The sequence below is a fragment of the Halobellus captivus genome (assembly GCF_003697845.1).
Lineage (GTDB): Archaea > Halobacteriota > Halobacteria > Halobacteriales > Haloferacaceae > Halorubrum > Halorubrum glutamatedens.
This window is the reverse complement of the sequence record NZ_RDQE01000001.1, coordinates 262,316-277,002: the sequence shown is the minus strand read 5'-3', so window position 1 is coordinate 277,002 and position 14,687 is coordinate 262,316. Positions and strand designations below refer to the sequence as shown.

Annotated in this window: 13 protein-coding genes; 5 read left to right on the top strand and 8 right to left on the bottom strand. The window is 66.7% G+C overall.

The features are described from left to right. The first annotated feature begins 44 nt into the window (after positions 1-44). The 5 genes from EAO78_RS01450 to EAO78_RS01430 all read left to right on the top strand — a co-directional run bounded on the left by EAO78_RS01450 (position 45) and on the right by EAO78_RS01430 (position 4,539). Complete coding sequence (locus EAO78_RS01450) at positions 45-758, top strand: phosphoribosyltransferase family protein (RefSeq protein WP_122104074.1); 714 nt, start codon at positions 45-47, stop codon at positions 756-758. Between the two features lie 164 nt (positions 759-922). Next, positions 923-2,302: an NCS2 family permease gene (locus tag EAO78_RS01445; RefSeq protein WP_122104073.1), complete on the top strand. Its 1,380-nt coding sequence runs from the start codon at positions 923-925 to the stop codon at positions 2,300-2,302. 122 nt (positions 2,303-2,424) lie between these two features. Beyond that, a complete protein-coding gene (locus EAO78_RS01440; protein WP_122104072.1) occupies positions 2,425-2,679 on the top strand; it encodes a glutathione S-transferase N-terminal domain-containing protein in 255 nt (84 codons plus the stop codon). Between the two features lie 69 nt (positions 2,680-2,748). Beyond that, positions 2,749-2,991 carry a hypothetical protein gene (locus EAO78_RS01435; protein ID WP_122104071.1) on the top strand — a complete coding sequence of 81 codons (243 nt, stop codon included), beginning with the start codon at positions 2,749-2,751 and terminating at the stop codon, positions 2,989-2,991. A gap of 87 nt (positions 2,992-3,078) precedes the next feature. Next, positions 3,079-4,539 carry a TldD/PmbA family protein gene (locus EAO78_RS01430; protein ID WP_122104208.1) on the top strand — a complete coding sequence of 487 codons (1,461 nt, stop codon included), beginning with the start codon at positions 3,079-3,081 and terminating at the stop codon, positions 4,537-4,539. A 40-nt stretch (positions 4,540-4,579) separates the two neighbouring features. On the opposite strand, the gene EAO78_RS01425 is transcribed toward EAO78_RS01430, so the two are convergent. The 8 genes from EAO78_RS01425 to EAO78_RS01390 form a co-directional block, all read right to left on the bottom strand. Then, positions 4,580-5,674, bottom strand: a complete 1,095-nt coding sequence (locus EAO78_RS01425) for an ABC transporter ATP-binding protein (protein ID WP_122104070.1) — start codon at positions 5,672-5,674, stop codon at positions 4,580-4,582. Then, positions 5,671-6,711, bottom strand: a complete 1,041-nt coding sequence (locus EAO78_RS01420) for an ABC transporter ATP-binding protein (protein WP_122104069.1) — start codon at positions 6,709-6,711, stop codon at positions 5,671-5,673. The genes EAO78_RS01425 and EAO78_RS01420 overlap by 4 nt, the downstream gene beginning before the upstream one ends. After that, positions 6,708-7,685: an ABC transporter permease gene (locus EAO78_RS01415; protein WP_122104068.1), complete on the bottom strand. Its 978-nt coding sequence runs from the start codon at positions 7,683-7,685 to the stop codon at positions 6,708-6,710. Before EAO78_RS01415 ends, EAO78_RS01420 begins: the two co-directional genes overlap by 4 nt. A 4-nt stretch (positions 7,686-7,689) precedes the next feature. Then, complete coding sequence (locus EAO78_RS01410; protein WP_122104067.1) at positions 7,690-8,673, bottom strand: ABC transporter permease; 984 nt, start codon at positions 8,671-8,673, stop codon at positions 7,690-7,692. A 75-nt stretch (positions 8,674-8,748) separates the two neighbouring features. Then, complete coding sequence (locus EAO78_RS01405) at positions 8,749-10,485, bottom strand: ABC transporter substrate-binding protein (RefSeq protein ID WP_238987595.1); 1,737 nt, start codon at positions 10,483-10,485, stop codon at positions 8,749-8,751. A gap of 292 nt (positions 10,486-10,777) precedes the next feature. Further along, positions 10,778-13,708: a DEAD/DEAH box helicase gene (locus EAO78_RS01400; RefSeq protein ID WP_203227804.1), complete on the bottom strand. Its 2,931-nt coding sequence runs from the start codon at positions 13,706-13,708 to the stop codon at positions 10,778-10,780. Between the two features lie 104 nt (positions 13,709-13,812). After that, on the bottom strand, positions 13,813-14,373 hold the full coding sequence (locus EAO78_RS01395; protein WP_122104066.1) for a 2'-5' RNA ligase family protein: 561 nt from the start codon (positions 14,371-14,373) through the stop codon (positions 13,813-13,815). Between the two features lie 15 nt (positions 14,374-14,388). Beyond that, entirely contained in the window at positions 14,389-14,577 is a 189-nt protein-coding gene (locus EAO78_RS01390; RefSeq protein WP_122104065.1) for a DUF7554 family protein, read from the bottom strand. Positions 14,578-14,687 lie beyond the last annotated feature (110 nt).

The following is a 14,687-nucleotide window of genomic DNA, read 5'->3' as shown; positions in this document are numbered from 1 at the left end:
CGGAACTTCGATGTATTCATACTTGTGCGATCACGATCATTAACATGAACCGCGCAGAGAAGGCGGCCCTCCAGTTACAGGCGGTCGCCGTGTTGCGGACGTTGAAGGAGACGCGGACGTACGAGGAGCTGTCGACGCTCACGGGGCTGCCGGCGGGCGATCTGAACCGGTACGTGAACGGCCACGTGCTCCCCGGCGCCGACCGGGCGCGCGAGGTCGTCTCCGAGGTCGGCCGCGACGCGCTCGCCGACGAACTGGTCGCCCGCGTCGCCTTCGACGACGAGGGATACGTGGACAACAGCGGCGTCGTCTTCGATCAGTCCTTCCTCGACCTGGTCGCGCCAGTCGCGGCCGAGACGTTCGAGTTCGCCTCGCCCGACGTGGTGCTCACCGCCGCGACCGACGGGATCACTCTCGGTGCGGCGATGGCCTCCTTCTTCGACGCCCGGCTGGCGTACGCCAAGAAGTCGAAGGAGACCGCGGTCGAGGAGTTCATCGAGTCGCGCCAGCGGCTCGCCTCCGGCATCGAACTCACCTATTACCTGCCGAAACGCGCCATCGAGGCGGGCGACACCGTCCTCGTTGTCGACGACCTGATCCGATCGGGCGAGACCCAGGAGCTCCTCTTAGACATCGCGTTACAGGCCGACGCCGACGTCGGCGGCGTGTTCACGCTCATCGCCGTCGGCGACGAGGGCATGCGCCGGGCCCGCGAGATCACCGACGCCCCCGTCGGCGCGCTGACGACCTTCGAGTAGGAACCGGGCCGATCGCGTCGTCGCGGACCACGCCGTTCGCACGTTCGACCAGTTTTTGACGATGAAACGACAGCTCGACGAGATCTATATGCACATTTGTGTATATCTGCTTATTTCAGGTAGTAATACTTATGTCTGACACCGGGAGTATCCACGAGTAACCAATGGGGATCGTAGACACGTTGACGGCACGGTTCGACGTCGAGGGGCACGGATCGGACTTCCGGACCGAGTTGGTTGCGGGGATCACGACGTTCCTCGCCATGTCGTACATCATCGTGGTGAACCCGTTCATCCTCGCGGAGGCGATCCAGATCCCGGGATACGAGTTCATCGAGGTGGTCCAGATGATCGCCATCGCGACGATCCTCGCGTCCGCGGCCGGGACGCTGGTGATGGCCGTCTACGCCAACCGGCCGTTCGGGCTCGCGCCCGGAATGGGACTCAACGCGTTCTTCGCGTTCACCGTGGTGATCGGTCTGGGCATCCCGTGGCAGACGGCGCTCGCCGCCGTCTTCGTCGAGGGGCTGTTGTTCATCGCGTTGACCGCGGTCGGCGCACGCAAGTACGTGATCCGGCTGTTCCCCGAGCCCGTCAAGCGTTCGGTCGGCGCGGGTATCGGACTGTTCCTCCTGTTCATCGGGCTTCAGGAGCTCCGGCTCGTCGTTCCCGACGACGCGACGCTCGTCACGCTCGGCGCGGTGTTCGGAAACCCGTGGTCGATCCTCGGGATCCTCGGGCTGGGGTTGACCTTCGCGCTGTGGGCCCGCGGGATCACGGGCGCGGTCATCCTCGGCATCCTGACCACCGCGCTCTCCGGCTGGCTGCTCACGCTCGGCGGGGTCTTCGAGCGCGGCGTCGTCACGCCCGAGTCGCTGCCGGCCGCCCAGTACGACATCACCCCGCTCGCGGGCGCGTTCCTCGAGGGGCTCGCCGACATCGAACCGCTCACCTTCACGCTCGTCGTCTTCACGTTCTTCTTCGTCGACTTCTTCGACACCGCCGGGACGCTCATCGGCGTCTCGCAGTTCGGCGACTTCCTCGACGAGGACGGCGACCTCCCGGAGATGGACGAGCCGCTGATGGCCGACGCGGTCGGCACCACCGTCGGCGCGATGCTCGGCACCTCCACGGTGACGACGTACATCGAGTCGTCGGCCGGGGTCGAGGAGGGCGGTCGCACCGGTCTCACCGCGCTCGTCGTCGCCGCCGGCTTCCTCCTCTCGCTTCTCGCGGTACCCGTCGTCGCGGCCATCCCCGCGTACGCCTCCTTCATCGCCGTCATCGTCGTCGGCGTGATGATGCTCCAGGGGGTCACCGAGGTCGATTGGTCCGACCCGGCGTGGGCGGTGTCCGCCGGACTCACCGTCACCGTGATGCCGTTCGCCTACTCGATCGCCGACGGCCTGGCGGCCGGGATCGTCGCGTACCCGCTGATCAAGGTCGCGACCGGCGAGTACGACGACGTCGACCTCGGCCAGTACGCCATCGCGGCGCTGCTCGTCGTCTACTACGTGCTCCAGACTCGCGACGTGATCCTGTAGCGCCTCCATCGAGCGGCGCGTAGTCCCCGACCGCCGCGGTCGACGGCGGCCACGATCCGCCCGTGCGCGTCCCTCCACCGACCGCGGAGGTTCTTTACCTGCCGAGCCCCTATCCTCGGGCGATGACGGACCTGAAACTCTACGAACTGGAGGGTTGCCCGTACTGTGCGAAGGTCAAGGAGACGCTCGCCGAGCTCGACCTCGAGTACGAGTCGATCATGGTCCCGCGCCCGCACGGAGAGCGGACCGAGGTCGAGGAGGTAAGCGGCCAGACGGGCGTGCCCGTCCTCGTCGACGAGGCGAACGGGATCGACGCGATGCCCGAGAGCGACGACATCGTCGAATACCTCGAGGAGACGTACGGCAACGCGAGCTAGACGCACCGGGACGAACGGTCGTCGTTTCCGAAGGCCAACGTTGATACGTTCCGAGACGGATCCGTCGGCATGGATCTCCCTCGCCTCCCGAAACAGCGATGGGCGAGGGCGACGCTCGGGCTCTCGCTGCTCTTTGCGGCCGCCGCGTTCGCGTACTTCGCGTCCGACGGCGCGCTGTTTCAGGGCGTCGTGTTCGCCGCTCTCATCCTCGGTGCCGGGTACTGGGAGTACAGAAAGAAGCTCCAAGAGAAACGAGTGGCGAGGCAGTACGAGGCGGAAGCGGAGGAACAACGCCGGAGAAACGAACGCTGATCCGCACGACGCCTCGAGTTCACGGATCGCCGAACAGTCCTTCCGGAAGTCACGGGTTTCATGTGTGAGAGCGGCGATCACACCGTTATGACCGACGAACGCGAGGACGTGTTGGACGCGATGGACTGGTTGCTCGACAGCTTGGAGGCGAACGACGCGGTGTCGTACGCGGAGGTCGGCGGCGTCTACCAGGAGAAGACGGACGCGGTCGTCACGGGCGATGGCCCGCGGAGCGCGACCGAGTTCACCGAGACCGGCGTCTGGCTCCGGGTCTTCGCGAACGGCGCGGCCGACTACCGGTACACCAACTCGATCGACGAGGAGAGTCTCACCGACGTCGCCGACCGCGCGATCCGCAGCGGCGAGGTGCTCGCCCAGGACCAGCCCGGCCGCTTCGACGCCTACACCACCCACCGAGCGACCCACGGCGGCTGGTCCGAGGAGGGGATCGAGTCGGTCGACGTCGACGAGAAGGTCGCGGCCGTCGAGGCGGGCTTCGCGGCCGCCGCCGACCTCGATCTCGACCGCCGGTGGGCGAACTACGTCGACGCCCATATCGAGGAGGCCGTCGGAACCACCACCGGAAGCGTCATCCAAACGACGCTCGACCGGGCGAGAGTGGAGTTCAGCCTCACGCTCGCCGACGGGGCGAAAGTGAGACGTCACGCGGGCTCGACCGAGGGAGCGGCCTTCCTCGAGGAGATTCCGGACGCCATCGAATCCGCTGCGGCGGACGCGCGCACGCTCGCCGATGCCGATCCCGTCGACGTCCCGTCCGGCGAGACGACGGTCGCGTTGAGCCCGCAGGCGGCCGGCCAGCTCTTCCACTTCGTGTCTCACTACCTCGAGGCCGACGCCGACTACATGGGAATGAGCCCCTACGAGGTCGGCGACCGGATCGGCCCGGAGACGCTTTCGATCGAGGACACGGTTCACGCCGGGTCCTTCGCGGCTCGTGCGTACGACGCCGAGGTGAAACCGACCGCGCCGACGCGACTGGTCTCCGACGGCCGGGTCCGGCGTCGCCTCCACAACACGACCACCGCCGCCGAGGAGGACACGTATCCGAGCGGAAACAGCGTTCCCAGCCTCGGGTTCACCGAACCGCCCCGGATCCACGCCCGGCACCTGGACGTTGACGCCAGCGACGCGACGGCGGCGGAGCTCGAAGCCGACGCCGACGTGTACGTCGAGCGGTTCAAGAAGCCGTGGCTCCGCGACGAGTTCGAGCGCGTCCAGCGGGCGGGCGTCTTTCCGGCGAGCGCCCTATATGCGAAGGACATCGACGACATGACCGAGGATCGGCCGGAGTGCGGGTCCGCGGAGTTCCCGATCGCCGAGGCCTACCGTCTCGACGACGGGGAACGGAACGGCCGCGTCGACGGGATGTTCCTAGAGTACACGCCGGACGTGCTCCGTAGCGTCTCGCGGATCGGCGATGCTCGCGGGACGGTGACGGGCGTCTGTGAGAAGCACAAATCACAGATCCCGTTCGCGGTGACCGCGCCGGGGCTCCTGCTGGAAGCACCTATCGAGAAGGGAACCTAGCCCTTATCGACGGAGACGAGCCGTCGACGGGACACGGAAATCAGTCGTCCGCGGGCGTGGATTCGGGCTCGTCGCCCGTCTCTGCCGCGCTCGGACTCCCGGTCATCTCCTGATAGGGGTCGTACCCCTCCGCGCTGTCGTAGAGGTGACAGGCGACGTCCTGTTCGAAGTCCGTCTTCGCCTCCAGCGGCGGGACGACCTGGTCACAGACGTCGCCGATGTACTCCGAACACCGGTTCTTGAACCGACACCCGGTCGGGATGTCGATGACGTCGCCGACCTCTCCCTGAAGCTCGACCCGCTCGCGACCCACGGCGGGGTCGGGAACGGGAACGGCGTTGATGAGCGCCTGCGTGTACGGGTGTTGCGGGTTCTCGATGATCTGGTCGGTCGGTCCCTTCTCGACGATCTTGCCCATGTACATGATCGCCAGCCGGTCACACATGTGCCGGAGCAGCGAGAGGTCGTGACTGATGTAGACCACCGAGAGGCCGAACTCGTCGGTCATCCGGTCGAGAAGCGAGAGCACCCCCGCACGGAGACTCACGTCGAGCATCGACACCGGCTCGTCCGCGACGATGAAGTCGGGGTCGAGCACGAGCGCCCGCGCGATCGCGACCCGCTGTCGCTGCCCGCCGGACAGCTCGTGGGGGTACTGATCGAAGTAGTGTTCGGCGGGAAGCAGCTCCGCGAACTCCAGCGCGCGCTGGACCCGCGCCGTCTCGTTGCGGATGTCGTGGATCCGAAGCGGCTCGGCGACGGTGTCGTACACCGTCATCCGCGGGTTCAGGCTCTCGAAGGGGTCCTGGAAGATCATCTGTGCGTTCTGGCGGAACTGCTTGATCTCCGCGTCGCTCGCCTCCGAGAGTCGCGTGTCGTCGTAGACGATGTCGCCGGCGGTCGGGTCGTGAAGCTTCACCAGCGACATCCCGGTGGTCGTCTTCCCGCAGCCGGACTCGCCGGCGAGCCCGAGGGTCTCACCCTCGCGAAGCTCGAAGCTGACGCCGTCGACCGCGTGGACGTAGTCGGGTTCCCCCCTGCCGAAGGACTCCACCAGGCTGGCGATCCAGCCCTGATTGACCTTGAAGTGTTTCTTCAGGTCGTCGACCTCGAGGAGGACCTCGTTGCCGCTCATTCCTCGACACCTCCGTCGGTCGCGGCGGCCGCTTGATCCCACGTCCCCGGATCGTCGGCGTACGGCCGGAGCTCGGTGTCGATCTCGTCGGCGTAGTGGCAGTACGAGCGGAGCCCGTTCTCGTAGTGCGCCTCCGGCTCCTCCTCGCGGCACCTGTCGGTCGCCATCGGACATCGCTCGGCGAACCGGCACCCCTGTGGCGGATCGATGAGTTCGGGCGGGTATCCCGAGATCGAGAGCAGGTCCTGGCTGCTCTTCCTGATGTTCGGGAACGCACGCTTCAATCCGATCGTGTACGGGTGATACGGCTGGTTGAAGATCTCTTCGACGGGACCTTCCTCCGCGATCTTTCCCGCGTACATCACGATGACGCGGTCGCAGGTCTCGGCCACGACGCTCACGTCGTGGGTGATCACGAGCATCGAGGAGTTGATCTCCTCCTGGATCGAGCTCATCCGCTTGAGGATCTGGTCCTGCATGATCACGTCGAGCGCCGTGGTCGGCTCGTCGGCCAGCATCAGCGACGGCTCGAGCGCGAGCGCCATCGCGATCATGGCCCGTTGACGCATCCCGCCGGAGAACTGGTGTGGGTAGTCGTCGGCGCGCTCCGGGTCGAGTCCGACGAGTTCGAACATCTGGGTCACGATCTCGCCGGACTCGACGCGACCGGTCCCAGGACGATGCGTCTCGATGGCTTCGACGATCTGCTCCCGGATGGTGTACACCGGGTCCAGCGAGTTCATCGCCGACTGGGCGATCATGGAGATCTCCTCCCACTTGAGGCGACGCCGTTGGGCGTTGGTCATCTCCGTCAGGTCGTCGCCCTTGAAGTTGATGCTCCCGTTGTTGATGTAGCCGGCGTCGGGAAGGATCCCGATGATCGCCTTCGCGAGCGTGGTCTTCCCACAGCCGGACTCGCCAACGATGCCGATGTTCTCGCCCTCTTCGACTTCGAAGGAGACGCCGTCGACCGCCTGTGCCGGCCCTTCTTCCGTTTCGTAGTAGACTTCGAGGTCTTCGACTTCCAGTTGACTCATTGTATCTTGGGGTTAGTGATCTCTTCGTAGCCACGGCCGATGAGGAAGCCGCTGATGACGAGCAGGCCGATACAGATCCCCGGCGGCACGAACCACCACCAGGCGCCGAACGAGAGCGCCGAGTAGGCCCGGGAGGCCTGCAGCATCGTTCCCCACGAGACCGTGTTGGGGTCGCCGAGTCCGATGAACGAGATGCCCGCCTCGGCGAGGATGGCCCACGCGATCCCGAACGAACCGTAGAGGAACGTCATCGGGAGCACGTTGGGCGCGAGGTGTCTGCTGATGATGTGCCAGTCGCCCGCCCCGGCGACCTCCGCGGCCTTCACGAACGGTCGCTCGCGTAACGACAGCGACTGCGAGCGGATGACGCGGGCGGTCGAGCGCCACTGGAGAATGATCAGCGCGAGGATGATGTTCCAGAGGTCGGGTCCGAGCACCGCGACCAGGACGATGACCGTCGGCAGGAGCGGCATCCCGTACAGGAAGTCGACGATCCGCATCAGCGCGTCGTCGACCTTGCCGCCGTAGTAGCCCGCGACGAGCCCGACGAGCGTCCCGATACCCGCGGTGAAGAACGCGGCGATGAGCCCGACCAACAGCGCGGCGCGCGTGCCGTACACGAGCTGGCTGAAGATGTCGAACCCCTCCGCGGTCGTTCCGAGTAGATACTCGGTGTCCCCGCCGAGCAGTGAGGGTTCCGCCCACTTGTCCTGTATGATCCCGGCGTCGCCCTGGAACTGGCGCTGGAGCGGCTGGTGGGTCGCGATGAACGGCGCGAAGATCGCGATGAGCATGAATCCCGCAACGGTGAGCATCGAGAGCTTGACCGACAGCTCGTCGGTCAGCATACCCCAGTGTTCCTTCAGCGTCTCCCGCCAGAGACGGAACGTCCGCTCCCACTTGTTGATCTCCTCGTCGGTGCTGTCGTCGAGATCGGTGTATATCGACCGAGTTGATTGTTCTTCTTGGGCCATTGGTCTAGTCGTAAGTCACCCGGGGATCGAGGTAGCCGTACGCGAGGTCGGCCACGAAGTTCAGGAAGATGATGGTGGACGCGAGCACGATGAACGTGCCTTGCGCGACCGGGAAGTCCCGCCGAAGGACTGCACGGACCATCTCTCGGCCGATACCCGGCCACGCGAACACCGTCTCGATGAGGACGCTCCCGCCCACGGCGTAACCGAGGGCGATCGCGGCCGCCGTGATGATCGGCAAGAGCGCGTTGCGGGCGGCGTGTTTGAACATGATCGTCCGCTCCTTGAGCCCCTTGGCGCGGCAGACGTCGATGAAGTCCTCGGAGAGGACCTCGAGCATGCTGGTCCGCATGATCAGCAGTGGGTATCCCATGTAGTAGAACCCCAGAACGGCCGCCGGTGCGATGAGGTGACGGAGGAAGTCAAGCGTAAAGACCATATCGAGGAATCCCGTGCTCTGTCCCCCCGTCCCCAAACTGGTCATCCCGCTCATCGGGATGACGCCCAGTTCGGCGCCGAAGATCCACAGAACGATGAGCCCGACGTAGAAGGTCGGCACGCTCCGGGCGGTCAACGCGGTGATGACCGTGCTCCGCTCGAACCGGGACCCGCGGTACCACCCCGACAACACGCCGAGCGTGATGCCGAGGGCGTACGCGACGATGAACGCCGTCAACATCAACACGAGCGTGTTCGGCATGTACGTCGCGATGATGTCGGTGACGGGTTGGTTCGAGTGGAACGACTGACCGAAGTTCAACACGACGAGGTTCTCGAGGAACCGGATGTACTGGACGTGTAACGCGTCGTTGAGGCCGTAGCTCTCGATGAGCTGTTGGCGGGCCTCCTGTGTCATCTGTGAGGAGACGACGTACGACGTCGGGTCGCCGGGCATGAGCCTGAACAGCCCGAACAACACCGTTCCGACCGCCCACAACGTCACGACGAGTTGGAGCGTGCGTCTGACAACGAAGCTAGCTTTTCCCATGTTACTTAGTCACTAATATCCTTGTGGTTGTTTTAAATATTGCGCCGCAGGGTGGCTGATACACCCGTTCGCGTTTTATTCGGGTGCCTGGAGCGCGCCGGCGTCGGTGTAGCTGTAGCCGGCCTCCTCGAGGCGGCTACGCGCCGCTTCGACGCTCTCTTCGTACTCCGTCACGTCCTCCGTGTGGAGCGGACCGAACGCGGGCGACATGATGTTGAAGCCCTTCTCCGGGAAGCCGAACAGGATCTGGTCGACGATCGGCGTCCGCGGGATGGACTCGTACAGCGCCCGCCGGAGCACGGGATCGTCGAGTCCCTCCTCTCGCTCGTTCGCGGTGAAGTGCCAGAACGTCGGGGCGAGCTCGGAGTTGACGCTGATGTTGTCCTCGTCCTGGTTCTCGTTGAGCTGGCGGTCGAGCCGACCGAACGGCTCGTAGTTGAGGTCGCCGCTGAGGAGGTTCGACCACACCGTCGACGCCTCGGGAATGACGCGCCAGAACCGGCGCTCGAAGTCGACGGGAGCGAAGTGGTCGTCGAACCGAGTCATGCCGAACTCGCTGCCCTGCTCCCAGTAGTCGAACATCATCGGACCGCTGCCGACGGGTTCCTCGATGTTCTGTTGGCTCGGGTTGTCGCGGTCGGCCCACTTGTGCTCGGGGATGATCGGGATGATGCTCGCGATACCGAGATTGAAGGGCCCGTACGTCTCGGACATGTTGATCCGGACCGTCTCCTCGTCGACGACCTCGGCTCCCTCGAGGAACCGCGTCTGGGGCGAGTAGTACGGCACCTCGTTGTCGACGATGTAGTTGTACGAGAAGGCGACGTCCTCGGCGGTGACGTCCTCGCCGTCGTGCCACGAGTGGTCCGTCCGGATGGTGTACTCCATCGTGGTCTCGTCGACGCGCTCGAAGTCCGTCGCGAGGCTGACGTCCGTAGCCACCTCGGCGTTGTTGTCGAGCTGGACCAGATAGTCGTACATCATGTTGAACTGGTAGACGTGCTTGTTCTCGCCGTTGTGACCGAGCACGTTCATCGTCGAGAGCGTCTCCGGCCAGTACCCCTTCAGGACGGTCTCGCCGCCCTGCATCTCCAGGTTGACCATCGTCCAGTAGGAGTTGAACCCGTTCGCGAGGTCCGCCTCCAGGTTGTCGACCTGGTTGTTGTTGTAGACGCCGAGCATGGGCATGTGGGTGATCGGCATCATCGGCACGTCGTCCACGACCGTCCGCTGGATGTCGTGTGCCAGGTCGATCCGGGTGTCGTCGTCCGGCTCGCCCAAGTAGTCGGCCATCATCCCGTCGAGGTCCTCGTTCTCGTAGCCGGAGTAGTTCCCCTGGCCCGGGTCCGTGTTGCCGGAGTTGAGTAGGTTGTTCAGCTCGGTGACCGGCTCCGTCACGAAGAACGTGTGCCACGTCGCGAAGCTGTAGTCGTACTCCTCGGAGACCCGACTGAAGAGCGTCCCCCACTCGAGCACGTCGACCTCGATGTCGAGACCGAGCTCCTCGTCGAACTGGCTCGCGATGAGGTTGATCGCGTCGTGTCGCGGCGGGTTGTAGCTCTGCGCGTTGTTGACGTAGGTGTACGTCGGGAGGTTGCTGCCGCCGCCGCTGGAGCCGTCGTCGTCGCCGGAGCCGCCGTCGTCGCCGGAGCCGTCGCCGCTGGACCCGTCGTCACCGGATCCGTCGTCGCCGCCACCGCCACCGCCACCGCCGCCGGAACACCCGGCGAGGGCCGTGATGCCGACCGTTCCGCCGGCGGTAGTCGCTTTCAGGAAGTCGCGCCGTTTCATGTCCGCTTCTGACCTAACCATGGATCAACCCATCGTTTCGCAAGGAAGTATATAAATATGTGGTTCATCCACTCCGTCAGTCGTCCATTACCGGATCATGAAGGAGGACGGTAATGATCTGTGCGTATATCCGTCTCGATGACCTATTACTACCGATTTTCTTTCCATCATGGTCGTTACTGATCTATGATCGCGAATCCCGCGCCCGCGTTCGATCGTCGATCGTGATTCGTTTGCGGAGGGATCCCGGCCGAAACGCGCGACCGATCCGGCCGGTCACGAACGTGTCGGATAGCTGACTCCCCCGTCCTCGTCAGTCCCAGAACGACTGCGTTCGCGCGTACTCGCGCTCCTGGCGCAACACGTCCCGGTAGAACTCGTCCTCGTCCTCGCGCAGCCTGTTGATGATCCTGGCGGCGTTGTGCGGGCCGACGCCGCGCGCGGCCATCGCGATCACCGCGCGCTTCCCGTGGGTCTGGACCAGACTCGCCGCCCGATGTGCCCGCTCGGTGCGGCGCTCCTCCTCGTCGTCCTTGTCGGTCGCGCGGACGGCCGCGACGGTCTCCTCGTCCCACGGGTTCAGCGACGCGACCCGCGTCGAGCCGCACTCGGGACACTCCGGTCGTTCCCCGACCCGCCTGACCTTCGTGGTCCGCTCCCAGTCCGTACAGTGGAGACAGAACAGCCGTACCCGGTCGTTCCGGATCCGTTCGCGGATCGTCTCGATCACGTCGGCGTCGGCGTTCTCCGGCACGAGGAACTCCGTTCCGGCCGACCGCCCGGCGGTGCCGATCGGGGTCCGCTCGCGGGCGGTCTCGAGGCCGATCCGTCCCGACCGGACTCCCTCGAGAACGTCGGCCGTCTCCGCGACCGCGAGGTCGGCGTGGAACACCTCCCGGAGCGCCTCGTCGTAGACGGGCGTTCCCTCCAGGGCCGCGAGCAGGCGGTCGCCGCCGAACTTCCCGCGACCCTCGCGATAGCGTTTGACCGACCCGAACTTCGCCGCGACCTGCGCGAGCGTGAACTTCAGCGCGTCGGAGTTCTTCACGGCGATCTCGAGGTACGCCTCCAGGCCCGCCGGGTCGGTCGTCTCGAGGACCTCCCGGAACGTCCCGGGACCGACCCCGCCCGGCACCTCGAACTCGACACGGTAGGGGTCGACGTCCATCCCGACGGACGACCCCGCGCGCTGGCCGACGAGCGCGGCGAGCAGGCGCGCGAGCGTCTCGTTGACCTCGTGGCCGAACGTCGCGTTGACCGCGACGGTCCGCGCGCTCCCCTCGATGGCGATCCGCTCGTCGGTCGGCACGGGGTGGCCCGCGTCGACGTGGTCCGCGATCGTCCCGATCGCCTCGCGAACCGTCCGCTCGTCGGTCGGGTACCGTTCGGCCAGATCGCCCGCGACCGCCGCCGGCGTCGAGCCTGCCTCGAGCGCGCTCGCGACCTCCCCGCGGATCCGTCCGACCTCCTCGGCGACCGGCTTCGGCACGGGGATCTCCCGGCCGACCCACGAGGGAACCTCCCCGGCGGGGTCGGCGATCGGCGTGACCTCGACGCGCTCCTCCTCCTCGTCGACCTCCGTTATCCGCCACATCTCGCCGCGCTGGACGAACGTCTCGCCCGGCCCGGCGAAGTTCACGACGAAGCGCTCGTCGAGCGTCCCGATCCCGCGTCTCGAGGACATGTCGTACACCTCGTAGGTGGACTCGTCGGGGATCATCGAGAGGTTCGCGTAGAAGTACTGCCAGGTGCCGCCGGACTTCTCGAGGGTGTCGGTTTCCTCGTCGAGCCACAGCAGGCGGTTCCCGTCGAGTTCGCGAACGACCTCCTGAAACGTCGGCTCCGACAGGTCGCTGAAGGGATACGCGCTCGTGATCGTCTCGTAGACCGCCCGGGCGTGGACCTCGCTCTCGTCCATCACCACGCCGACGACCTGGTTGGCGACCGTGTCGAGGCTGCCGTGGTGGATGCTCGCGGGCTCGACGAGCCCCTCGCCGGCCCGCCGGGCGATCGCCATCGCCTCCAGGGTGTCGTCGCCCCCCTGTGTCACCACGGTCCCCTCGGAGACCAGGTCCCGCCGGTGGCCCGCCCGCCCGACCCGCTGGAGCAGCCGGGCGACCTCGCGGGGACTCCCGTACTGGACCACGTGGTCGACGCGGCCCACGTCGATGCCGAGCTCCATCGAGGACGTACAGACGAGCCCGTCGACCTCGCCCGCCTTGAACCGGTCCTCGACGTCGACGCGGACCTCCTTCGAGAGCGAGCCGTGGTGGACCTCGATCGTCGCCGCCCCCTCGTCCGGGTCGCCCTCGGGGTCGCCGTCCCGGTCGTCCGCCGCGAGCGTCTTGAACCGCGACCCGAGCGCCTCCGCGGTCTGTCGCGTGTTGACGAAGATCAGCGTCGACTCGTGGTCGGCGACGATCCCGCGGATCGTCCTGACGTGGCTCGCGGTCGTCTCGTCGGTCGCGAGCTCGCCGGCCAGCCGCGAGTCGCGGTCGGTGATCTCGGGGTCGAGCACCCGCACGTCGGTCCGGGTCCCGGCCGCGACCTCGACCGTCTCGAACTCGCGGTCGCCCTCACGGTCCGGGTCCCGACGGCCGCACCCGACGAGGAACCGCCCGACCTCCTCGGGCGACCCGACGGTCGCGCTCAACCCGATACGCTGGAACGGGCCGGCCACGCGCCGGAGACGCTCGAGGCCGACGGTGAGCTGGGCGCCGCGTTTGGCCGACGCCAGCTCGTGGATCTCGTCGATCACGACGTGTTCCACGTCGTCCAGGGCGACCCGCATCCTCGACCCCGTGAGGATCGCCTGGAGGGTCTCGGGCGTCGTGATCAACACGTCCGGCGGGTCGTCGGCCTGTTTCGACCGCTCGTATCGGGTCGTGTCGCCGTGACGGACCGCGACCTCGACGTCCAGCCGGTCGCCCCACCACTCCAGCCGGTCCATCATGTCGCGGTTGAGCGCGCGGAGCGGGGTGACGTACAGCGCCGAGATCCCCTCGCGCGGCTCCTCGCCGGGGGCGTCGCGAGCGCGATGGATCGCGTCGAGCACGGGCAACATCGCGGTCTCGGTCTTTCCGGTGCCCGTGGGGGCCAACACGAGGGCGTTCCGCCCCGCGGACAGCGGCGGGATCGCCTTCCGCTGCGGCTCCGTCGGCGTCGAGAAGCCCCGCTCGGAGAGTGCCTCCCGAACGTCGCCTCCGAGACGGGCGAACGCCTCCATGCCCGACGGTTCCGACATCACCGGTCGTTGGGGGCTCGCCCGATTAAGCTCGTCGCCACGGACCCCGGTCGTGGAGCGCCGTTCGGTCGCCGAGCGACCTCGGTCGTCGCACCCCCGCCGTCTCACAGTTCGAGCGTCGCCGCGACCTCGCGGAACTCGGGGTCGTACAGGTCCAACGCGTGGACCCGCCAGCGGATCGGCTCGAACTCGACGCCGGCGTCGACGAGGCGGCTCGCGGCCGCCGTCTCCCCGCCGCGCGCAAGCGTGACGTGGGGGACGTACGCCTCGCCCTCGATCCCCTCGATCGCGCCGTACTCCGCGCACAGCCGGCGGTGAAGTCGGACGAGCCCGTCGCTCTCGACGACGAGGTAGACGACGGGCCCGGAGCCGGACGCGGGCGTCTCGAACGCGTCGACCCCGACGACCGCGACCGCGAAGGGATCGACCGACGCGACCGATCGCCGAAGCCGGTCGCGGAGCCGGTCGAGGGCGATCGGCCGCGATGGCGGGTCGCCGACCGTGCCCGAGGCCACGTCCTCGCTGGCGCTCACGTCCGCGACGCCGAACCGCTTACACACGAGCGTGTGTCGGTCGCGGACCCGATCGAACCCCGAGAGTTTCGGCTGGAGATCGGCGGCGAGCCGCCCCACAGCGGGCGGGATCGGGACGTTGAGGCTGAACACGGCTCGGACGCGCGATCAGATCCGATCGGCGAGCCGTAAGACGATCAGCACGACGATGACGAGGACGATAAGCGTCGGCAGGGCGTCGAGCAGCGCGAAGGTCAGGTCCAACACGGTCCCGAGGATCTCCAGGAGAAGCCACACGATCGCGAGCCCGAGAAGGACCTTCAGGAGGTCGTCGACGTCGATCTCGGCACGGTTCATGTCGGCGAGGACGTCCGGAGCGGGCAAAAGCCCACCGGAGCGGGCGGCATCGATCGAGTTCGGCTTCGACCGCCGATCAGGCGGTTAAAGACCCTTGCCGGACCAACGAC